Source organism: Pseudomonas sp. (assembly GCF_041601375.1).
Lineage (GTDB): Bacteria > Pseudomonadota > Gammaproteobacteria > Pseudomonadales > Pseudomonadaceae > Aquipseudomonas.
On sequence record NZ_JBFIIG010000062.1, the window covers coordinates 1 to 21,736 of the forward strand.

Here is a 21,736-nt window from a genome sequence, read left to right on the forward strand (position 1 = left end):
CTGGGCTATGCGGTATTTTGCGGGTTCCGCCAAGTGCAGGCGCATCGCGGCATTCTATTTGCCGTGCAGTCGCCACATGCATCGGCAGAGCAAATCCTCGGCCATATCGAGGCCTTTCTCCAGGTCCAGGGCGAGCGCCTGGCGGCACTCGATGAGCAGGCGCTGGCGCTCATGGCCGCCGAGCTAAGCCGGCAGGACCAGACCAGTAGCCCGCAGGCGCTCGCCGAGCAGCATTGGCAGGCGCATCTGGCCGGTTTGCCCGTGCAGCATGAAAGGGCGGTATTACAGGCCCTGACCGCGCTGCAGCGGCCACAGTTACTGGCCGCACATCGCCAACTGAGCCAGGCCCAGGGCAGTTGGCGGGTACTGGCCAATGCCGCCAAGCCGGCATCGGGTTGGTCTACGCCGGGCTGAGAGCTTGTGAAAAACTCTCGCCTACTGCGACTGCTGCAAACATAGGTAGTCTGTTCAGAGGTAGGGCGGCTTCGGAGCGCAGCGACAACCCGCCAGCTTTATGCCGCGCCGCTGAACCACGGTGCACTGCCTGCGGCGAGTGACACCCTACGGATCGCCAAAAACGCCGGCTGCGGTGTTGCGCTCGATATTTCACAACCTCTGACCCACTGCGCTACTTCTTCCTTTGATCCTCCAAGGGCATGTCGTCGATCAGGCGATAGGCCTGTGTGCGCCTCGGAATAAAGGCCTACGACCTTCGGCTTGCTCCGTGGGCTGGCAGGGTCTTAGTTCTTATTGTGCGCGCCGCCGAGACCGGCCAAAGCAGCAGGCAACCAGCGCCATAGCAGCGTATGGCCGGGCGCCATGCTTTTCGATAATCGCCTCCGAACCGACTGACCGATGGTCGTCCCCTCAAGCGGAGAGCGTTATGAACAACAAGAAGATCGCCAACACCCGATTCCTGCCTCTGGCTCTGACTGCCGCCGTCGCCCTGGCAACAGCCCAGCAGGCGGCCGCGGAAATCGTCCTGTACGACCAGGACGACACCACTTTCTCCACCGACGGCTATATCAACGCCTTCTACGTCAACAGCGATATCGATCGCGAAGGCGACCTGAACGACCGCCGTCAGTCGCGGGTGAAGATGGGCTTCCTGCCGAACTGGATCGGCTTCAACTTCGGCAAGCAGATCGACGACCTGAAGCTCGGCGCGCGTTCCTCGTTCTGGGTCACCATCAACGACAGCGAGCAGAACGGCACCTCCACCGCCATCGACGTGCGTCAGTTCTACGGCACCGTGGGCAGCGAGTGGGGCGAAGTGCTGGTGGGTAAGGATTTCGGTCTGTTCGCCCGTTCCAACATCTTCCTCGACGAGCTGCTGTCCGGTTATGGCCAGGTTAGCGATACCCTCGGTCTGGTCGACTTCGGCGGAGTGTCCTTCGGCAATATCGGCAGCGGTTATCCCTATCCGTTCCCTACCGCGCAGATCACCTACCGCAGCCCGAAAATGGGCGGTTTGCGGGTGGCCGCGGGGATCATGGACCCCTACGACTCCAACCAGGTCGACGCTGACGGCAAGGCCTACCAGGAGAGCCCGCGCTTCGAAACCGAGATCACCTATGAGTTCGACGTGGCCGGCGCGAAGATCTACTCCTGGATCAACGCCGCCCACCAGACTTCGGACAACACCGACTCCGATGTCGACTCGGTCACCTCCAAGGGCCTTGGCTATGGCGTCCAGGCCAAGATGGGCGGCTTCTCGGTAACCGGTTCGGGCTTCCAGGCCGAGGGCATGAACCCCTTCTATACCAACAACGCCGGTCAGGCCACGTTGCGCGAAGTGGACAGCGATGGCTACCTGCTGCAGACCTCCTACAGCTTCGGCAAGAACCGCGTGGCCCTGTCCTACGGCAAGACCGAGGACGACGGCAATGGCCTGGGCACCAAGGCCGACTACGAAACCCGCGGCATCGCCTACTTCCGCACCATCAACGACAACCTCAAGCTGGTTGCCGAATACAACCAGTTCCAGATCGATGCCGCCACCGGCAGCGGTCTGAACGAAGACACCGACACCTTCGCCGTCGGTGCCGTACTGAACTGGTAAAGCGTGGCGTAAACAAACCGGACAGGGCGGCAAGACTGTCCGGTTTGTTATCTGTAGATCCTACAGAATCGCCTAGTTGCGCCGTTGCCTTTTAAAGGAGGTGCAAATGCTGATCGATAGCCTGGATGTGCTGCTGATTCTGCTTCCGGTAACCGGCTTGTTCCTCGCCCTGCCGATTGTGCTGATGCGTTGCCTCTGAGCGCAGCGTACTTATCCAAGCTTATCCAAGGCTCATGAAAGGATGCAGTGATGCTGAGCATATGGAGTAATTGGGCGGCGGATTATCTGCTGATCCTGACCGTCTCGACCACGCTGGTCTTTGCTTTACCGATTTTTCTCGTTCCGCTGACCTGGGCCCGGCTGATGGGTTGGCGGATCCCCACCCAGACTGACCTGGCGGTATACTTCGGCCGCTGTCTGGGGGCGTTCATCCTGATCCTCGAAGCCATGATGCTGCGCGCCGCCTTGACAGGTGAAGCCATCCACACGGTTTTCCAGCTGCTCGCCGCCACGGCGCTGATGATGATCGTGGTTCACGTCTACGGCGCCTTGCGGCGTATCCAGCCGCTCAGCGAGACGCTGGAAATCGGCTTCTACGCCGGATTGTTGCTGCTGACCCTGCTGTTCTGGCCGTTGGCCGCCTGATGCTGTGGTGAACCGCTACTTAGGGAGTAAGCCGACACGACTCAAGTTGCATGGGTAGTCTGCGCGGACCTTCGTAGAATCATCCCATGACAGGTGGGTTTTTTATTGGGGCAGGCTATGCAGCAGGAACGGACTGAAGGCGTCGTCACCGCGACCTCGAGCGCCACGGACGTGGAGCTGGTGGCGCAGGAACTGGCGCGGCAGCTGATTCACCCGCACCTGGGCTTCGTGCTGTTCTTCTGTTCGGCGGAATACGACCTGGAACGCCTCGGCGAGTCGCTGGATCAATACTTCGGCGGGATCAACCTGATCGGCTGCACCAGCGCCGGCGAGATCACCCCGCATGGCTATGGCCGTGGCTGCGTCAGTGCGGTGGGTTTCGATCACCGCAGCTTCTCGATTTCCAGCGCCCTGATCGACGAAATGGAGCGTTTCAGTCTGATCGACGCCCAGCAGTTGGTCGAACGTCTGGCCAAGGATTGCCGCAACAACGAGCTGGCCTCGATCAAGGGCCACAGCTTCGCCCTGACCCTGCTCGATGGCTTGTCCAGCCGCGAGGAGGTGGTGCTCGGCGCACTCAGCGCGGCGTTCGGCAGCATCCCGCATTTCGGCGGTTCGGCCGGCGACGACAATCACCTGACCCATACCCATGTCTATTACGGCGGCCAGTTCCACACCGGCGCGGCGGTGGTGGTGCTGTTCAACACCTGGCTGGATTTCGAGGTGTTCAGCACCCATCACATCGAACCCTGCGCCGAGAAGCTGGTGGTCACCCGGGCCGACAGCGCCAGCCGCCGCGTGTACGAGCTGAACGCGGCGCCGGCCGCGCAGGAGTACGCCGAGTTGATCGGCGTAGCGCTGGAGGACCTGGATCATCGGGTATTCGCCGCCAATCCCTTGGCCGTGCGCATCAGCGACCAGTACTACGTGCGCTCGATCCAGCGGGTCAATGAAGACCTCAGCCTGAGTTTCTATTGTGCGGTGGAGAACGGCATCGTCCTGACCGCCATGCGCCCCGGGCCACTATTGCCCAATCTGGAAAGCCTGTTCGAGGGCCTGCGCGAGCGCCTCGGTCCGCTGCTGCTGACCATTGGCTGCGATTGTTTTCTGCGCCGCCTGGAAATCGAGGACGACGGCGGCGTCGAGCCGGTCTCGGCCTTCCTGCGCAGCCAGCAAGTCATAGGGTTCAATACCTACGGGGAACAGTTCAATGGTATGCACATCAACCAGACCTTCACCGGAGTCGCCATTGGCCGTCCCGGCCGAGGCTGATGTCGCCGAGCTGCAAGCCCGCTGTACGGCGCTGGAAAAGGATAACCACAAGCTCAAACGCATCAATACCGCGCTGATCGAGCGGGTCGAATCGATTCATTCGCGCGGCGACGATGCCTATGCGGCTTTCCAGCACTCGGTGGTGCTCGCCGAACAGGTGCGCGAGCGCACCGATGCGCTGAACCAGGCGATGGCCGAGCTGAAGTCCAGCAACCAGTTGCTCAGCGATGCGCGCTTGCGCGCGGAAACCGCCCACCAGCATCTGATCGACGCCATCGAGAGCATCTCCGATGGCTTCGTGCTGTTCGACAGCGAGCAGCGTATCGTCCTGTTCAACAGCCGCTTCAAGTCGTTCTGGGCGCACAGCCGTGCACGCATCGGCGCCGGCACCCGGCTCTCGGAAATCAAGCGCCTGAGCAAGAGCACCGGTCTGGTGGTCGAGGAGCAGCGCGGCAACCGCGACGAGCACATGCTCTATCGCCTGCGTGACGGGCGTTGGGTGCAGGTCAGCGAACGGCCGACCCGCGAGGGCGGCCTGGTGATCCTCTACACCGACATCACCGAGGTCAAACTCAACGAGACCCTGCGCCGCGAGCAGGCCCTGGCGCAGAAGTCGCGCCTGTTGCAGCGCGCCGTGGACAACCTGTCGCAGGGCATGGCCATGGTCAATGCCGAGGGCGCGCTTGAACTGTGGAACCACCGTTTCCTCGACCTCTGCGGTCTGGCCCCGATCAACGCCCACCGGCCCTTCGCCGAGGTGATGGCCGACAGCGAGTTGCAGCTGCTGACCCCCGACAGCCGCGATGCCAACGGCAACGCCATCGAGGAGCTGGAGTTGCGCCTGTTCGACGGCCGCATGCTCGAGGTGCGCACCCATCCACTGCCCACCGGCGGCTTCGTCAACACCTTTACCGACATCACCGAGCGCTACCGGCATGCCGAAGCGCTCAGCGAAAGCGAGCGCTGGATCCGCCTGATCACCGACCACGTCCCGGCGCTGATCGCCTACCTGAATGCCGACCTGGTCTACGACTTCACCAACAAGGTCTACGAGGAATGGTACTGCTGGCCGCGCGGCTCCATGCTCGGCCAGAGCCTGCGCGAAGTGCACAGCGAGGAGCACTGCCGGCGCCTGGAGCCCTACATCGAGCGGGCGCTGTCCGGCGAGAGCGTGACCTTCGAGGTGGCGGAAACCAACCGCAGCGGCCAGGAGCGCTACATGCTGCGCTCCTACGTACCCAATCGTCAGGCCAGCGGCGAGGTGGTCGGCATCTTCGTGCTGATCCGCGATATCACCGAGCGCCGGCGCACCGCCGAGGCCTTGCATCAGGCCTACCAGCACCTGGAGCAGCGGGTGCGCGAACGCACCGCCGAGCTTACCAACCTCAACGCCCAGCTACGCTGCGAAATCGACGAGCGCACGCAAATGGAGACGCGCCTGCGCGAAGCCAAGGGCGAGGCCGAACAGGCCAATCTGTCGAAGACCAAATTCCTCGCCGCGGTGAGCCACGACCTGTTGCAACCCTTGAACGCCGCACGCCTGTTCACCAGCGCGCTGCTGGAGAAACGCGAACTGGCCGATAGCGCGGCCCTGGTGCGCAATGTCAGCAACTCGCTGGAAGACGTGGAAAGCCTGCTCGGCACCCTGGTGGATATCTCCAAGCTGGATGCCGGGGTGATCAAGCCGGATATCGCCCCCTTCGCCGTCAGCGAACTGTTGGAGAACCTCGCCGCCGAATACCACCAGATCGCCGGCAGCGAAGGCCTGCGCCTGGACTACCTGCCCAGTTCGGCCCTGGTGCGCAGCGACATCCAGCTGCTCGCGCGGATTCTGCGCAACCTGCTGAGCAACGCCATCCGCTACACCAGCAGCGGGCGCATTCTGCTCGGCTGCCGCAGGCACCGGCAGAGTCTGTCGATCGAGGTCTGGGACACCGGCATCGGCATCGCCGAGGACAAACTCGGCGAGATCTTCCAGGAGTTCAAGCGCGGCGACATCACCCACCGCAAGCAGGATCGCGGCCTGGGTCTGGGCCTGGCCATCGTCGACAAGATCGCGCGCATGCTCGGCCATCGCATTCGCGTGTCCTCGCAATTGGGCAAGGGCTCGATGTTCGCCATCGAAGTCCCCCTGACCACCCGCGCACCCAGGGCCCGGGTGGCGCATGAGGCGCCCGACCTGCTGCTCGAACGCCTTAGCGGCTCGCGCATCTGGGTGCTGGATAACGATGCGGCGATCTGCGCCGGCATGCGCACCCTGCTGGAAGCCTGGGGCTGCCAAGTGGTCACCGCGCTGTCGGAGGAAGACCTGGCGCGCCAGGTCGACAACTACCACGCCGACGCCGACCTGCTGATCGCCGACTACCACCTCGACGACGGCCACAACGGCGTCGACGCCGTGGCCCTGATCAACTCCAGGCGCAGCACGCCGCTGCCGGCGCTGATGATCACCGCCAACTACAGCAACGAACTCAAACAGCAGATGCGCGAACTCGGCCACACCCTGATGCACAAGCCGGTGCGGCCGATGAAGCTGAAGACGGCGATGTGCCATTTGCTGGAGCGCGGAGCGGGTTGAGGTTTGCGTTGCCCGGCTGTGATGGGTATCGCTGCGTTCATCCTGCGAGCTGGTTTGCGCCGGGTTATGTAGCTTTTGTAGGATGCGGTTGAGCGCAGCGATACCCATCGAGCGATTTATGCCTGTAACCGGTTGTCATGGCTGATATCGCTGATGGGGGTACGGCGCGGTTAGTCTGCTGGCAGCAGGTCAATTTGCGGGCGCCTAACCTACGCGCCCGCCCCATCCATCCTACGGAGCTTGCCTACATCCGCGCTCACCGGCGCAAATAGGCGGCGAAATCGATATCGCCCGCCGAGAGGATGGCCTGTACCCGGTTGTGCACGTTGAGCTTGCGCAGGATGGCGGAGACGTGGGCTTTGACCGTGGTTTCGGCGATGTCCAGGCTGTAGGCGATCTGTTTGTTCGATTCGCCTTTGGTCATGCGTTCCAGCACCAGCAGTTGCTTGCGGGTCAGGGCCTGCAGCAGTTCCTGAGGGAAACCCTGGTGGTCCGAGTGGCTGCGGTGGGAGCTGGTTTTTTGCGAGCGGATGATGTCCGGCGGCAGGTAGACGTTGCCGTTGAGGATCTGCTGGATGGCATCGGTCATCTGCGCGCGCGGCGAGGACTTGGTGATGAAACCCACGGCGCCGTAGGTGATGGCCTGGAGGACGATCTGCTTGTCTTGCTCGGCCGAAACGATCACCACCGGGATGGTCGGTGCTTCGTTGCGCAGGTTGATCAAACCGTTCAGTCCGTGCATGCCGGGCATGTTCAGGTCGAGGAGAATCAGGTCGAGGTCGTCGTTTTCCAGGGTCATCGCCAGGGCGCTGTCGAGGTCGGCGGTTTCCATGATTTCGCTGCCGGGGAAGCCGTCACTGATGACGTTGTGGATGGCTTCGCGAAACAGCGGATGATCGTCGGCAATCAGAATCTTGTACATGGCCTTTCACCTCATTGTTTTGATTATGGTGTGGCTACAGCCGTAGGGGAATGGTTGAACGGTCATGGCAGGACGAGCGGTTGGGCGCGGACCAGCGGCAGGCCGGCCTGCTGCCAGCCGTCGATGCCGTCGCGGTACCAGTAGAGATTGCGGTAACCCAGGGTATGGGCGCGCTTGACCGCGTTCAAGCCCAGCCAGCAGTCGGCGCGGCAGTAGAACACCAGTGGCCAGCCTTTGTCGCCATGGCTGGCCTGTTGCAGGTGGTGGCTGAAGTAGTCTTGCCACTGGCTGCTCAACTCGCCGTCGCCGGTATTGGCCAGCCACAGGCTGCCGGGCAGGTTGGCGTGCACTTCATCCTCGATGAACCGGCCATGCCGCCAGGGGCGCCGGTACACGTCGATCAGTTGCGTTTGCGGTTGCTCGTCCAGGAGACGTTGCACGGCCGGGGTGTCGAGGGTGTGGGCGTACTCGGTGTGTGTCGGCGTGGGGCTGCGGTAGTGGCTGAGGCGATAGCCATCCTCGGAGAACAGCGCGGTCTCTGCCAGGGCCGGGGCTGCCAGCAGCAGGCATGCGATCAGTGAAAGACCCGTTGATAGGGTTAGGCAGTGCTTCATCGCCTTAAGTCTCGGTTCTTTTTGTGTGCGTATTACAGGGCAATACTGCTGCTTTGGAAATTCTACATTGGAGAGCAAAAGCAGTACCAAAGTAGTAGAAGGATGATAGCAAATGGCTGTTTTATCGAGGCGCAGGTGGTTGCTGGCGGCGTTCGTCCAGATTGCTTGAATGGATTGGCCGGGCGGCGCTCAGCCGCGAACGGCTGACGCGGAGCGTCTGGGGCTGCATGCACGCGGACGCCTCGACGCCTCGACGTGGCAACGTTCGGCAAAGAACATCGCGGTCAAGGGCCTTCCCGCGAGTCGCCAGATCACCGCCCTAGGGGAGTAACCAGTCAGGTAGGAGCGGCCGGGCGGCGTTCTGCTTTATCCGCGCATGGGCTTAGTTGGCCCGGCGCAGGGCGGCGTGTTGCGGGTTGAAGGTGACTACGGCGAGCACGGCGAACAGCGCGGTCAGGCCTAGGCAGATCAGTAGGGCGCTGAGGTTCAGGCTCTGGTAGAGGGCGAAGCGCACCAGTTCCACCGCATGGGTGAAGGGGTTGAGCGCACAGAGCCAGTACAGCCATTCGCTGGCTTCGCGCATCTTCCACAGCGGGTAGAGCGCCGAGGAGAGGAAGAACAGCGGGAAGATCACGAAATTCATCACCCCGGCGAAGTTCTCCAGCTGGCGGATGCCGTTGGACAGCAGCAGGCCCAGGGCGCTGAGCAGCAGCGCCACCAGCAGCAGCGCGGGCAGGGCGGCGAGCAGACCCCAGATCGGCGGCTGCACACCGTACAGCCAGGCGATGGCGAGGAAGGCATAGACCTGCAGCAGAGAGATCAGGGCGATCGCTAGCAGTTTGCTGGCGAGCAGGAAGGCGCGCGGCAGCGGGCTGGTCAGCAGCACGCGCATGCTGCCCATCTCGCGGTCGTAGACCATCGACAGCGAGCCCTGCATGCCGTTGAACAGCAGGATCATGCAGGCTAGCCCCGGGACTATGTAAGTCTCGTAGGTGATGTAGGTGTCGTAGGGGGCGATGATGGCGATGCCCAGCGCTGCGCGGAAGCCGGCGGCGAACACCAAGAGCCACAGCAGCGGGCGCACCAGGGCGCTGAAGAAGCGCGAACGCTGCAGGACGAAGCGCAGCCATTCGCGTTGCACGATGCCCTGCAGGCAGTACCAGTAGGCGTTCATGGGCGGGTCTCCAGGAGGCGGGTGCACAAAGTGCAGAGCATCGCGGCCAACGCCCCTCCCACAAATCGCCAGGTCAGCGCCATACCTGTGGGAGCGGTCTTGACCGCGAAGCTTTTGTGGTGGCGCGGAGATTTCGTGGCTGAAGCGGAACGCCGCCCGGCCGCTCCTACGGGGAGTAACCAGCCAGGTGGCAGCGGCTGCAGCCATGAAGCGTTCATGCGCGTGCCTCGTCACTGGTCAGGCGCTCGAAGGTGGCGGCCAGGCTGGCGTCGTCGGCGCCGATCTGGCTGGCCAGGCCCTGGGCGACCAGGCGCCCGCGGTTGAGGATCAGCAGCTCGTCGCTGGCCTGCACCTCATCGAGCAGGTGAGTGGTCCAGAGTACCGCCAGGTCATCGTCGCGGCAGAGCTGGCGCACATGCCGGTTTAGCGCCAGGCGGCTGGCCGGGTCGAGGCCGACGCTGGCTTCGTCGAGCAGCAGCAGACGCGGCTTGTGCAGCAGGGCGCGGGCGATTTCCACGCGGCGGCGGTGGCCGCCGTTGAGGTCGCGAACCTTGTCGTGGCGGCGTTCGCTCAGCTGCTGGCGCGCCAGTTCCTCGTCGATCCGTGCGCTGGCCAGTGGCTTGGCCATGCCGTGCAGGGCGGCGTGGTAGCGCAGGTTCTGCTCGACGCTCAAATCCAGGTCCAGGGTGCTTTGCTGGAACACCACGCCGAGTTGGCGCAATGCCTGGCGCGGCTGTCGGCGCAGGCTGCAGCCCATCACCTGGATATCGCCCTGCTGCAGGTCATAGAGGCGGGTGAGCAGGGCGATCAGGGTCGACTTGCCGGCGCCATTCGGCCCCAGCAGCGCGGCGAAGCTGCCGGACGCGACGCTGAAGCCGACGCCGTGCAAGGCTTGGCGTGCGCCATAGGCGAAGCCGACCGCGCTGACCTTGAGGGCGTTCACGGGGTGATCACCACGCCCCAGGGATAACGGCCGACCTTGATCGACTTGGTTACCTTGAGCGATTGCATGTCGATCACCGAGACGTCGCCGCTGACCCCGTTGGTGGTCAGCAACTGGCTCTGGTCCGGGGTGAAGGCCAGGTGCCAGACGCGCCGGCCGACCAGCAGGTAATCGAGCACTTCATAGGTCTTGGCGTCGACCACCGCCACATGGTTGGCCGGGCCGAGGGCGACGAAGGCGTACTTGCCGTCGGCGCTGAGCTTGACCCCGACCGGCTGCACCTTGTCCGGGTGCACGCCCTTGATCTGGAAGGTCAGCACCTTCTCGATCTGCCGGCTGGCAACGTCGACCACGCTGACCGTGCCGCCGATTTCCGCCGAGGCCCACAGGCGCTTGCCGTCGCCATCGAACTCGACATGTCGCGGGCGCTGGTCGACCAGGGTGTTGTCGACCAGGGTGTGGCTGCTGGTGTCGATCCAGTGCAGCATGTTGGTGGTTTCGCTGGTGTTGACCGCCCACTTGCCATCGGGGCTGACGGCCATGCCCTCGGGTTCGACGCCGACATCGATCTGCGCCAGCACCTCGTCGTTGTGGCTATCGACCACGGTGACCAGCGCATCGTCCTCGTTGGAAATGTACAGCCAGCGGTCGTTGGGGTGCAGGGCGAACTGCTCGGGGTCGGCGCCGGAGGGCAGTTCCTTGATGATCTTGCGTGTGGCCAGGTCCATCACCTGGACCCGGTCCGAGTCGCTGGCGCAGATGTACAGCAGCTTGTTGTCGCTGGACAGCAGCAGGCCGCGCGGGCGCTGACCGACGTCCAGGGTGGCAGTGACCTCCATGGTGGTGAGGTCGATCACGCTGACGCTGTCGTCTTTCTCGTTGGACACATAGGCAGTGGCGGCGAGGCTCGAAGCGCTGGCCAGGGCCAGGCTGATGCTCGCGGCGAGCAAGGCGATACGCATGGGATCATTCCTCTTGTTATTCAAAGGTGGATTCAGGATGAAGCCGCCAGCGTGCAGCTGACTTCAGGTGCGTCGTAGCCGAGGCTGTCCAACTCGCTGCTGGGGTGGAGAAAGCCTTCCTGCGGCGAGTTGCTGACCAGCGCCCGGGGGTGCACCAGGGGGATGGGTTGGCGCAATTGACCGTTCCAGCTGCGGAAACTCAGCTTGCGGCCCTTGAATCCGTCCAGCGGTAGCTGATCGCTCAGGGCCAGGGTGCGGATCGCGCTGGCGTCGCTCTGGCGCAGTTTGCTCACCGCGCTGGCAATGCTGCGCACGGCGAGCCAGGCGGCGTAGTCGCGGTCGTTCATCCAGCGCTGGGCGTGGGCCTCGAAGCGCTTCTGCAACTGTGCGGCGCCGTAGGTTTCCACGGTCTTGTGCCAGCCGGTCGGGGTCAGGCCCTGGGTGCCGGCCACCGGGCGCGGGTACCAGGTCTGGTAGGGCAGGTATTCGCCGAAGTCGCCGCGCTCGTCGGCGACCAGTACCACATCGTATTCCTTGGTCTGGGTGAACAGCGGCATCTCGGCCTGGGCGCTGCGGCGCTGGTCGTTGTCGAAGCTCCAGGGCTTCTCCTCGACTATCTGGTGGCCGAAGCGCTTGGCTGCTCGGCGCAAGGCCGCGGCATAGGCTTGATCGTCTTCGGTCGGCCCGGTGATCAACAGCCAGCGCTGCCATTTGCGCACGGTAAGAAACTGCGCCAGGGCATCGGCGAGCATCGCCCGGCTGGGCAGGGTGTGCAGCACGTTGGCCAGGCATTCGCTCTGGCGCAGGTGGTCGTCGCTGCTGCCGGCGTTGATCAGCAGGCTATCGTCGAGCGCCTGGCTGAGCTGGCGCAGGGTCGCGGCAGGGGCGTTGACCACGAACAGGCGCACGCCCTCGCCATGCAGGGCGGTGGCGGCGGCGAGCAGGCTTTCGCTGTCTTCATGCTCGGCGATGTCGAGGCTGTAGGCGTGCTTGAGAAAGCGCCCGGTACTGTTGCTGTCGGTGATCGCCAGTTCGGCGCCGCGCAAGCCGGCATCCTCGGGTTCGCCAATCACATTGGACAGCAAGGGCCCGGTGTCCGGGACGTAGGCCAGGTAGCCGATGCGCACCTGCAGCTCGGCTTTCGGGTCGTTGGCCTGGCTCATGGCCGCATAACCGAGGGTGATGGCGACACAGAGCAAGAGGTGGCGACTGATCTGGCGCATGGACAACTCCTGTGTAGGTGCCGTCAGCATAGGAACAGTGGGCGGGCGGGGGAATATGCACAAAGTACCAGGCGGCCCGTACCAAGGTAGTAAACAGGCGCAAGGCAAGGGGTTTTAGCATGGGGCCATCAACCCATAACAACAATCGGTGATCTCCATGCGTGTTCTCAAGGCACTGTTTCTTCCCCTGATACTGGTTGGCAGCCTGATCGGCTTCGACAACCTGCATGCCGCCGGCGACCTGACCCGCCGTGGCACTGCATTGCCGGACTTGCGTCTGGGCAACGCAGAGAGCGATTACAGCATGTCGCAGAAGGAATACCAGCTGGAAACCGGCAAGGCCTACCAGTTGAAAATCATCGCCAGCGGGCAGAAGGAATATGCGTTCCAGGCGCCGGAATTCGCCACCTCGATCTTCCTGCGCAAGGTCGAGGCCGGCGGCGTGGAGATCAAGGCGATCACCCTCACCGAACTCGAGTTCGAGGATGCCGGCGAGGCGGAAATCTTCTTCGTGCCGATCAAACCCGGCAAGTACCGCTTCTACGCCAAGGGCCTGGAAGGCAAGGGCATGCTCGGCTACTTCATGGTCAAGTAAGCCAGTGCTCAAATATTCTGCTTCGGTGTTGAGGTTCGCCGCTCCCAACAGCATTGGCCATGTCTCGGTTACGTGTTGCAAGACGCCACGGTGGAGCCCAGCTGTTGCCGCCAGTTACCCGTCGATACCAGCAGCCTTGCTGCGAAAGCCTTGCCAATCGCTCGCAAAAAGCTCTACTACCAAGGGACTAGGCGCGAGCCACCAAAGCAGCATTCGATGCACGCCAAGGTCTTTCTAAGATGGCTACAAGCAAACTCCATAAAGTCTGTCCTGCGTGTATTCGAAGAGGTCTCGATCATGAAAATCAAACAAAAAACCGGTGCCGCCCTGCTGCTCTTGGCTTTCTCGGCCAATCTCTGGGCGCATGGCGATGTAACGCCACAAGGCGTCAAGACCGAAGGATTGGAGCCGCTGGGCGAAGAGTGGCTGGAAGAAAACCCCTACCGCGACAACCCCAGGGCGATCGAAATCGGCTCCTCGGCCTACAACCAGAACTGCGCCGCCTGCCACGGCCTGGAAGCCAAGTCCGGCGGCATTGCCCCGGATCTGCGCCTGCTCGAAGTCGGCGCTCTGGGCGATGAGTGGTACAAGGAGCGGGTGATCAACGGCGCGGTGCGCGACGGCCGGGTGTATATGCCGAAGATGGCCGATTACCTCAGCCAGGAAGCCCTGTGGGCCATACGCAGCTACCTGGAGAGCGTGGCGATCGAGGAGTGACGGCCATGCGCCTGAGTGTCCTGCTGTTGAGTGCGTTGCTGAGTACCTTGGCTCTGGTGGCTGCACCGGCCCAGGCGCAGGCGCCGGTGCGTAGCTACGACTCGATCATCGAGTCGGGGGTGCTCAAGGTCGCCCTCTATAAGGATTTCCCGCCTTACAGCTTTCAGCAGGATGGTCAGTCGCACGGGGTCGACTACGAGGTGGCCCAGGCTCTTGCCAGTGGCCTGGGCCTCAAGCTGGAAGTGATCTGGGCGCCGGCCGGGGAGAAGCTCGACGACGATCTGCGCGATTACATCTGGCGCGGGCATTACCTGCGCCCGCAGGTGCTGGCCGACGTGATGTTGCGCGTGCCTTACGATCGCGAATTTTCCTACATGAGCAACGAGTTCGGCGAACTGGTCAACGAGCTGGTGGTGATGTTCGGCCCCTATCAGCGAGAGCGTTGGCAGGTCGCCTTCGACCGGCGCCGGCTCGAGGCCGTGCCCAGTGTGGCGGTATTCCAGCGGCACCCGATTGGCGTCGAGGTCGACAGCGTGCCGTCCTTTTACCTGTCTTCGGTGTTCGACGGCATGCTCAGCGGTAAGACCCACCACTTCAGCAATCCGCAGGCCGCCTTTGCCGGGATGAAGAAGGGTGAAGTCGATGCGGTGATGGCCATGCGCGGCGAGATCGACTGGCAGGTGAAACAGGCCGCAGACAGTAATCTGGCCTTGGCCGAGAATGCCTATCCAAAGATGGGCAGGCAGGTCTGGGACATTGGCATGGCGGTGCACGAAAGCAACCGGCAGCTGGCCTACGCCCTGGAGGAAAAGCTCGAAGAGCTGATTCTCGCCGGTGCTATCAAGCAACTCTATGGCCGCTATGGTCTGCGTTACGAACTGCCCGGGTTGTATCAGGAGGTCGAATAGCGGTTTAGCGCTCGCCGGCTGCCTGTGCAGGCTGCATCCGGCTCGCCAAGCAGGAGGTGTGTGATGGATGGCCGGTCTTTGCTGTTGTTGGCGTTGCTCGCCTGGCCCTGCACGGGCTGGTGCGTCGAGGGCGATCCGGTCGCTTCGGTGATGTGGGACTACCATCACGAGCGCCTGCTCGATGGTGCGCCTTTCGTTTTCGATGAGCAGGTTCGGGTAGTGGTGCCTCCGTTCGCCGAAGATGCCCGGCAGGTGCCGATCCTGGTCGATGCCGGCGCCTATCGGGGTCAGGTGGTGCGGATCCTGGCCTGGGCCGAGCTCAACCCCATCACGCAAATTTTCGATTTCGCACCGGGCGCCGAAGTGCTACCGCGCCTGGCCGTGCGCATCCGTATCGAGCAGGCCACGCCGATCCGCGCGGCGGTATTGACCCGTGACGGCCTCTGGCATGTCGGCTCCAGTTATATCGACGCCGCCGGCGGCGGCTGTACCGCACCGAGCGTGGTGCGCGCCGAAGCCGGTTGGGAAGAGCGCCTCGGCCAGGTGCGGGGCAAGCGCTTCGCGCTGGCAGACTCCGATCGTCTGCGGCTGCAGGTCGCCCACCCGATGGACAATGGCCTGGTCGGCGGCATTCCCGAGTTCTACCTCAACCAGGCCGAGCTGCGCGACGGCAATGGCAAGGTCCTGGCCACGCTCGAGCTGTTCCCTTCGGTCAGCGAGAACCCGACCCTCAGTCTGGAAGTTCTGGGCGAGGGGGAAACCGAGCTGTGGCTGCGCGACAACAATGGCAATGAGTTCAAGGCGGCGTTGTAATGCTGGTAGGGTGGGCTTCAGCCCACCAACAGGTCGCCGGTAGTACGGTGGGCTGAGGTCCGGTGACGGCGCCCCCGCGGGATCCGGATCGCTTCATGCCGGTGTCAGGGGGGCATCTGCGAGTGCTTTGAAATTACCTCCATCATGACTAAGGGCAAAAAAACCATGATCAAAGTCAGCGTGCTCTACCCCAACAATCCTGGTGTGCGTTTCGACCTCCACTACTACTGCAACCAGCACATGGACATCGTGCGCAAGTGCCTGGGTGATGCCTGCAAGGCCATCGCCGTGGATCAGGGGCTGGCCAGCGCCGAGCCGAACAGCCAGGCGCCTTTCGTCGCCATGGGCCACCTGTATTTCGACAGCCTGGAGAGCTTCCAGAAGAGCTTTGCCCCCCATGCCGAGCGGATCATGGCCGACCTCACACACTTCACCGATAGCCAGCCGATGATCCAGATCAGCGAGGTCAAGCTGGCGCCCTAGCGCTTGATCTCCTCCTGAACTGTGCAAGAGGTGCCTATGCGCTGGATCCTCGTACTGGCCCTGCTGGGCTGCGCCCTGGTGGCGCGGGCCGACCTCGACTACGACCTGCAGCCCCGGCAGATCGCCGATGATGTCTGGCTGCTGGAAGGCAGCACCGACAATTTCGCCCGGAACAATGGCGGCAATATTGTCAACAGCGGGTTCATCGTCACTGATCGGGGCGTGCTGGTTATCGACAGCGGCCCGTCGAAACGCTACGGCGAAGCCCTGCGCCGGGCGATTGCCAGGGTCACCGACAAACCGGTGCACACGCTGTTGTTGACCCACCATCACCCTGATCACGTATTGGGTAACCAGGCCTTCGCCGATGTGCCGATTGCCGCTCTGCCTGCAACCACGGCGTTGCTGGCCGAGCAGGGCGAGGCCATGGCGGATAATATGTACCGCCTGGTCGGCGACTGGATGCGTGGCACCGAAGTCGTACTGCCGACGCAGACTCTGACACCCGGACTCCTCGAAGTCGCTGGCCGACGTTTGCGTCTGTTGGGGTTGCGCGGCCATACCGGCGCCGACCTGGCGATTCTCGACGAAACCAGCGGCGTGCTGTTCGCCGGCGATCTGCTGTTCTATCAGCGCGCGCTGACCACACCGGGCACGCCGGGGCTGGATGTCTGGTTGGGCGACCTCGAGCAACTGCAGGCGCTGCCCTGGAAGCTGATCGTCCCCGGCCATGGCCCGGTCGCCAGCGGCGCTGCTCCGTTCACCCAGATGCGCGACTACCTCGGTTGGCTCGATCGGGTCATGCGCGAGGGCGCCGCCCAGGGCGCGGAGATGAGCGAGCTGATTGGCGTCGCCATTCCGCCGCGCTTTGCCGCGATCAGCCTGACGCGCTACGAGCTGATCCGCAGCGTCAGCCACCTCTATCCGCGTTATGAGCAGGCCCAGTTCGAACGCCTGGACTGAGAGGCTGTGCGAGAACGCTCGCCTACTGCGACCAATTGCCTAGCGCAATCCACGATCCGTAGGGTGTCACTCTCCGCAGGCAGTGCACCATGGGTTCAACCGCGTGGCATGAAAGGCTGGCGGGTTGTCGCTGCGCTCCGAAGCCGCCCTACGGACCGAGCAAGCTGCTCAATCTGAAGCAATCCACGATCGGTAGGGTGTCACTCGTCGCAGGGTTCGCCGGCGCGACACAAAGCTGGCGGGCTGTTGCTGCGCTCAAAACGGATCGCCGAGTCTTGCCGCAAACATCAATCCCGCGGCGCCGCTTTCCCGGATTGCGCCAAGGCTTATCTGGGCTACAGAATCATTCCTCCTGTAGCCGTTCGCGCCGTTAACTGGGCGCCCAGGTCAAACATCGGAGTTCGATAAGCGGTCCTGGCCATGATGGCCGGCAAAAAGACTTGTCCATGCTCATAGGCTCCCAGGGTATTGCCACTCGCTACGCGTTGCCTGCTCGAGTGGCATAGCCGGAGGCTATTGCAAGGTCAGTTGTTCCCCGCGTTCCTGCTGCCATTCATCGTGGCTCGGTGTGGCGGCCTCGCCGGACATCCGGTGGATGATCTCGAAGTAATCCTGTTTCAGCGGATCCTGCATGATCTGACTGCGGGTCCTGACCCTGACCGCGTAAATACTCTGCACATTCTGGTGATCGAAGGCGCGCCATTGCTGAGGGCCTTTGAGCAGGCTGTAGCTGTGGTCCTCGAGGGCGCGGATCAGTTTCTCGCTATCCAGGCTGTTGCTGCGGCGCACGGCATCGGCCCATTGCTGAACGATGCCATAGGCCGAGGCGGCGGCGCTGTCGGGGTATTCTCGGTGCTGGCGAATGTAGTCGTCGACAAAGGCTTGTCCGGCCGGGCTTTGTTCCTGGGCGGGTACTTGCCAGGTCCAGGCCTCGGTGCCGATCACGCCTTGCATGACCTTGGGGCCGGCCTGCTGCACGATGCTCTTGCTCAGGTGCGGCACGATGATCTGCATGCGCGTGTGCAGCCCCAGGTTATGCGCCAGGCGCATGCTGCGCAGCAGATCTTCGCCGGGCAGCGCCAGCACCAGGATCTGGGCATCGCTGGCGGCAGCCTTGTTCAAGGCCTCCAGGTAATGCTGGCGCATCGCGGCAGACGAGGGCAGGACGCTACGCCCGTGACGGGCGCGATCCTGGCTGCCGGTGGTGGCGCGAAGCTCGCTTTCGATGCTGCGGCCCCAGGTGTCGTCGACGACGATGTAGTGGTAGCGCTGACGCGGCATGTGCCAGCCGAGATATTCGCCGAGCACGCGGGCGCTCATCAAGGCGCTACTGGACTCGCGAAACAGGTAGCGATGGCCCTCGCGGCCGGTCACCTCGTTGGCATAACTGAGCGTGGCGAAGTACAGCAGGCCGAGTTCCCGGGCGCGCTTGCCGGCGGCGATCGCCTCTTCGCTGGTGGCGCCACCGAAGACCATCCGCGCACCCTCGCGGGCGAAGCGCGTGACATTGTTCCGGGCCTTCTGCGCGCGCGAGGCGCTGTTGCGTGTCAGTAATTGCACGGGGCGCCCGAGCAGGCCGCCATTGCCGTTGATGGCTTCGACTGCCATCAAGGCGCCGCGATGCAGCTCCAGGCCTTCGGCCTTGTAATTGCCGGTGCGTGGGTAGCTGAGACCGATTTTGATCGGTTCGGCCAGCAGGCTATTGCCCAGGCAGTTGAGCAGCAGGCAACAGAATACGATGACACGGCCCATGGGGGCTTTCTCCTTGGCGCGGGGGTGTCACTTTCTAAACGCTGCGAGGCCTGCTGGGTATGCTCTTTTCAGGTGGGCAGGGCGGCACTTAAGTTGGGTAACGTGCGCTCGCGACTGTTGCAGAAGTGGCTTTAGCCGCGATTCTTGCGGAATAACTGCACGGCCAAAGCGGCAATAGGTGCCTGCCGGTGAGCGAGTATTGCTACCAAGGGAGTAGTTAAATCGGTACTGCGTTCAATTGTTGCATTGCGCCTTGCAGCCAAGAATTGCTGCAGACCGGGAAAATTTCCCGGGGATAACAATTAACCCGCAGAGGTAACCGCAATGAAACACTCCGGTCTACGCAAGCCGTTCGTGCTTAGTGCACTGTGTGCCGCCATGTTTTTCCCCGCCGCGTCGGCGTTGGCTGTCACCGATAAGGAAATTCTCAATGATGTGAACACCACCAACGAGATCGTCACCAACGGCATGGGCCTGCAGGGGCAGCGTTACAGCACCCTGGATATTCTCAATACCGAGAACATCAAGGATCTGCGTCCGGTCTGGGCGATGTCCTTCGGTGGTGAAAAACAACGCGGCCAGCAAGCCCAGCCGATGATCAAGGATGGCGTGATGTACGTCACTGCCTCCTACTCGCGGGTTTTCGCCGTGGATGCGCGCACTGGCAAGGAACTCTGGCAGTACGACGCGCGCCTGCCGGATGACATCCGTCCGTGCTGTGACGTGATTAACCGCGGTGTGGCGTTGTACGGCGATCTGGTGATTTTCGGTACCCTGGACGCCAAGCTGGTGGCCTTGAACAAGGACACCGGCAAGGTTGTATGGCGCAAGAGCGTCGCCGACCACAAGGCCGGCTACTCGATCACCGCGGCGCCTCTGGTGGTTAACGGCAAGCTGATCACCGGGGTGTCCGGTGGCGAGTTCGGCGTAGTGGGCAAGATCGAGGCCTATGACCCGAAGAACGGTGAACTGCTGTGGACCCGCCCGACCGTGGAAGGCCACATGGGCTACGTCTACAAGGACGGCAAGAAGGTCGAGAACGGCATCAGCGGCGGCGAAGCCGGCAAGACCTGGCCGGGCGACCTGTGGAAGACCGGCGGCGCAGCGCCATGGCTGGGCGGCCTGTACGATCCGGAAACCAACCTGCTGCTGTTCGGCACCGGTAACCCGGCGCCGTGGAATTCGCACCTGCGTCCTGGCGACAACCTCTATTCGTCCTCGCGTCTGGCCCTGAACCCGGACGACGGCACCATCAAGTGGCATTTCCAGACCACCCCGCACGACGGCTGGGACTTCGACGGCGTCAACGAGCTGGTGTCCTTCAACTACCAGGAAGGTGGCAAAACCATCCAGGCCGCGGCCACCGCCGACCGTAACGGCTTCTTCTACGTGCTCGATCGCACCAATGGCAAGTTCATCCGTGGCTTCCCGTTCGTCGACGAGATCACCTGGGCCAAGGGCCTGGACAAGAACGGCCGGCCGATCTACATCGATGACAACCGACCGGGCAAACCAGGCACTGGTGCCGACAAGGGCAAGAGCGTGTTCTCCGCCCCGGCGTTCCTCGGCGCGAAGAACTGGATGCCGATGGCCTACAGCAAGGACACCGGTCTGTTCTATGTGCCGTCCAACGAGTGGGGCATGGATATCTGGAACGAGGACGTCGCCTACAAGAAGGGCGCGGCCTACCTGGGCTCCGGCTTCACCATCCGTCCCTTGAACGAGGACTATATCGGCGTGCTGCGCGCCATCGACCCGAAGACCGGCAAGGAAGTCTGGCGCCAGAAGAACTTCGCGCCACTGTGGGGCGGGGTGATGACCACCAAGGGCAACCTGGTGTTCACCGGCACGCCTGAGGGCTTCCTCAAGGCCTTCAACGCCAAGACCGGCGAGCAGGTCTGGGAATTCCAGACCGGTTCCGGCGTACTCGGCTCGCCGGTCACCTGGGAAATGGACGGCGAGCAGTATGTCTCCGTGCTTTCCGGCTGGGGCGGTGCGGTACCGCTGTGGGGCGGCGAAGTGGCCAAGCGGGTGAAGGACTTCAACCAGGGCGGCATGCTCTGGACCTTCAAGCTGCCGAAGGACCTGGTCGCCAAGCGCTGATCGGTTACTCCTGAGGTACCACAGAGGCACAAGGCCGGCTCATAGCCGGCCTTGTGCTTTCTGTCATCTGGCGATTCGTAGATCCTATGTCTATGCACCAGCCTCACAGGACGCAGGAGCAGCGGGGGCGCCTAGCCCATGCCCGCGATAGGGCGTGTCCGCAAAAAAGCATCGCGGGCATGCCAAACTCTCATCAAATAACCCGTATATCATTGACTTTATGGATTATTACGTAATTTTGTAGGAGCCGGCTTTAGCCGCGAATTCTTCGCGGCACAGCCAGAGCTTCGCGGCTGAAGCGGAACGCTGCCCGGCCGCTCCTACGACAGAGGCCCCGAGCACCCAGTTTGCTGCGCGACAGCGCGGCGTCTGGACGACGGGGGATCTCCTACGAAACGCCTGAAACCCGTAGCCCAGATGCACCTTGGCCGGAACGGGGCAGCCCGTAGGGTGTGCGGGGCCGTCTAGGCCGCGCACCGGGAGCCCGTCACCGATGGTGTGCATGGCGCTGCGCCACGGGTAGGGTGCGCCGTGCGCACCAGGAATTCGACGGTTATGCAGGCCTGCCGCCGACGAGCAGGCGCTGCGCATTCCAGGGCCAGTCATGCAGCAGAACGCTGTGCACCTGTACCAGCTCGGCCCCGGCGGCGAGCCGGGCCTGGAGGTGTTCGGCGCTCTGGATGCCGCCGACCGACATCAGGGCGAGTTGTCCGCCGCACAAGCGTCGCAATTGCTCGATCTGCGCGCAGGCCTGTGCCTGTTGTGCGGCGTTCTGCCAGGTTCGATAACGCTGGCGGGTCGCCGGCGGGCCGGGATCGTGGGCGGCGAGCAGGCCGTCGTAGCCCAATTCGAGCAACAGTTCGGCCAGCTCCAGCGGCACCTGGCCGGGCGGGCAGCGTAACTTGACCGCCAGCGGTACGCGGCGCTCGGGCCGGTCCAGGCGCTGCTGTTCGATGCGCACCGCGGCCAGCAGCTGGCGCAGCCGTGGTCGCTGCTCGGCGCCGAGC

18 protein-coding genes and 2 pseudogenes are annotated in these 21,736 nt (G+C 63.2%); 12 read left to right on the top strand and 8 right to left on the bottom strand.

Features of this window, described 5'->3' with window-relative positions; all coding sequences use genetic code 11:
• The 5 genes and pseudogenes from ABZE94_RS10570 to nahK all read left to right on the top strand — a co-directional run.
• Positions 1-414: pseudogene (locus ABZE94_RS10570) on the top strand (pyrroloquinoline quinone biosynthesis protein PqqF); the annotation flags it as partial.
• Positions 415-883: 469 nt separating this feature from the next.
• Positions 884-2,062, top strand: a complete 1,179-nt coding sequence (locus ABZE94_RS10575; protein ID WP_372875483.1) for a porin — start codon at positions 884-886, stop codon at positions 2,060-2,062.
• 249 nt (positions 2,063-2,311) lie between these two features.
• On the top strand, positions 2,312-2,707 hold the full coding sequence (locus ABZE94_RS10580) for a hypothetical protein (RefSeq protein WP_372875484.1): 396 nt from the start codon (positions 2,312-2,314) through the stop codon (positions 2,705-2,707).
• A gap of 117 nt (positions 2,708-2,824) precedes the next feature.
• The gene (gene nosP / locus ABZE94_RS10585; protein ID WP_372875485.1) at positions 2,825-3,979 is read left to right on the top strand and encodes a nitric oxide-sensing protein NosP; all 1,155 of its coding nucleotides are present in this window, start codon (positions 2,825-2,827) and stop codon (positions 3,977-3,979) included.
• Positions 3,918-6,557, top strand: coding sequence for a hybrid sensor histidine kinase/response regulator NahK/ErcS' (gene nahK, locus ABZE94_RS10590; RefSeq protein ID WP_372875486.1), 2,640 nt, complete (start codon positions 3,918-3,920; stop codon positions 6,555-6,557). The genes nosP and nahK overlap by 62 nt, the downstream gene beginning before the upstream one ends.
• A gap of 256 nt (positions 6,558-6,813) precedes the next feature.
• Here the strand turns inward: nahK and ABZE94_RS10595 are convergent, their stop codons facing one another.
• From ABZE94_RS10595 to ABZE94_RS10620, 6 genes are all read right to left on the bottom strand, one after another.
• Positions 6,814-7,479, bottom strand: a complete 666-nt coding sequence (locus tag ABZE94_RS10595) for a response regulator (RefSeq protein WP_372875487.1) — start codon at positions 7,477-7,479, stop codon at positions 6,814-6,816.
• Positions 7,480-7,541: 62 nt separating this feature from the next.
• Complete coding sequence (locus ABZE94_RS10600) at positions 7,542-8,093, bottom strand: PQQ-dependent catabolism-associated CXXCW motif protein (RefSeq protein ID WP_372875488.1); 552 nt, start codon at positions 8,091-8,093, stop codon at positions 7,542-7,544.
• 382 nt (positions 8,094-8,475) lie between these two features.
• The gene (locus ABZE94_RS10605; protein ID WP_372875489.1) at positions 8,476-9,267 is read right to left on the bottom strand and encodes an ABC transporter permease; all 792 of its coding nucleotides are present in this window, start codon (positions 9,265-9,267) and stop codon (positions 8,476-8,478) included.
• 214 nt (positions 9,268-9,481) lie between these two features.
• Complete coding sequence (locus ABZE94_RS10610) at positions 9,482-10,210, bottom strand: ABC transporter ATP-binding protein (protein ID WP_372875490.1); 729 nt, start codon at positions 10,208-10,210, stop codon at positions 9,482-9,484.
• The gene (locus tag ABZE94_RS10615; RefSeq protein WP_372875491.1) at positions 10,207-11,172 is read right to left on the bottom strand and encodes a YVTN family beta-propeller repeat protein; all 966 of its coding nucleotides are present in this window, start codon (positions 11,170-11,172) and stop codon (positions 10,207-10,209) included. Before ABZE94_RS10615 ends, ABZE94_RS10610 begins: the two co-directional genes overlap by 4 nt.
• Before the next feature lie 32 nt (positions 11,173-11,204).
• Positions 11,205-12,395, bottom strand: coding sequence for an ABC transporter substrate-binding protein (locus tag ABZE94_RS10620; RefSeq protein WP_372875492.1), 1,191 nt, complete (start codon positions 12,393-12,395; stop codon positions 11,205-11,207).
• 157 nt (positions 12,396-12,552) lie between these two features.
• Here ABZE94_RS10620 and ABZE94_RS10625 point away from each other — a divergent pair, with 157 nt between their 5' ends.
• The 6 genes from ABZE94_RS10625 to ABZE94_RS10650 all read left to right on the top strand — a co-directional run bounded on the left by ABZE94_RS10625 (position 12,553) and on the right by ABZE94_RS10650 (position 16,874).
• Complete coding sequence (locus ABZE94_RS10625) at positions 12,553-12,990, top strand: copper-binding protein (protein WP_372875493.1); 438 nt, start codon at positions 12,553-12,555, stop codon at positions 12,988-12,990.
• A 297-nt stretch (positions 12,991-13,287) separates the two neighbouring features.
• Entirely contained in the window at positions 13,288-13,707 is a 420-nt protein-coding gene (pedF, locus tag ABZE94_RS10630) for a cytochrome c-550 PedF (protein ID WP_372875494.1), read from the top strand.
• 5 nt (positions 13,708-13,712) lie between these two features.
• A complete protein-coding gene (locus ABZE94_RS10635) occupies positions 13,713-14,615 on the top strand; it encodes a substrate-binding periplasmic protein (protein WP_372875495.1) in 903 nt (300 codons plus the stop codon).
• A 63-nt stretch (positions 14,616-14,678) separates the two neighbouring features.
• A complete protein-coding gene (locus ABZE94_RS10640) occupies positions 14,679-15,428 on the top strand; it encodes a quinoprotein dehydrogenase-associated SoxYZ-like carrier (protein ID WP_372875496.1) in 750 nt (249 codons plus the stop codon).
• 165 nt (positions 15,429-15,593) lie between these two features.
• Entirely contained in the window at positions 15,594-15,911 is a 318-nt protein-coding gene (locus ABZE94_RS10645) for an EthD family reductase (RefSeq protein ID WP_372875497.1), read from the top strand.
• 36 nt (positions 15,912-15,947) lie between these two features.
• Positions 15,948-16,874, top strand: a complete 927-nt coding sequence (locus tag ABZE94_RS10650; RefSeq protein ID WP_372875498.1) for a quinoprotein relay system zinc metallohydrolase 1 — start codon at positions 15,948-15,950, stop codon at positions 16,872-16,874.
• A 513-nt stretch (positions 16,875-17,387) separates the two neighbouring features.
• Here ABZE94_RS10650 and ABZE94_RS10655 read toward each other — a convergent pair.
• Positions 17,388-18,626: an ABC transporter substrate-binding protein gene (locus ABZE94_RS10655; RefSeq protein ID WP_372875499.1), complete on the bottom strand. Its 1,239-nt coding sequence runs from the start codon at positions 18,624-18,626 to the stop codon at positions 17,388-17,390.
• Between the two features lie 324 nt (positions 18,627-18,950).
• Here ABZE94_RS10655 and ABZE94_RS10660 point away from each other — a divergent pair, with 324 nt between their 5' ends.
• Positions 18,951-20,729, top strand: a complete 1,779-nt coding sequence (locus ABZE94_RS10660) for a PQQ-dependent methanol/ethanol family dehydrogenase (protein ID WP_372875500.1) — start codon at positions 18,951-18,953, stop codon at positions 20,727-20,729.
• Positions 20,730-21,282: 553 nt separating this feature from the next.
• On the opposite strand, the pseudogene ABZE94_RS10665 reads toward ABZE94_RS10660, so the two are convergent.
• Positions 21,283-21,736, bottom strand: a pseudogene (locus tag ABZE94_RS10665) (phosphoserine aminotransferase); the annotation flags it as partial.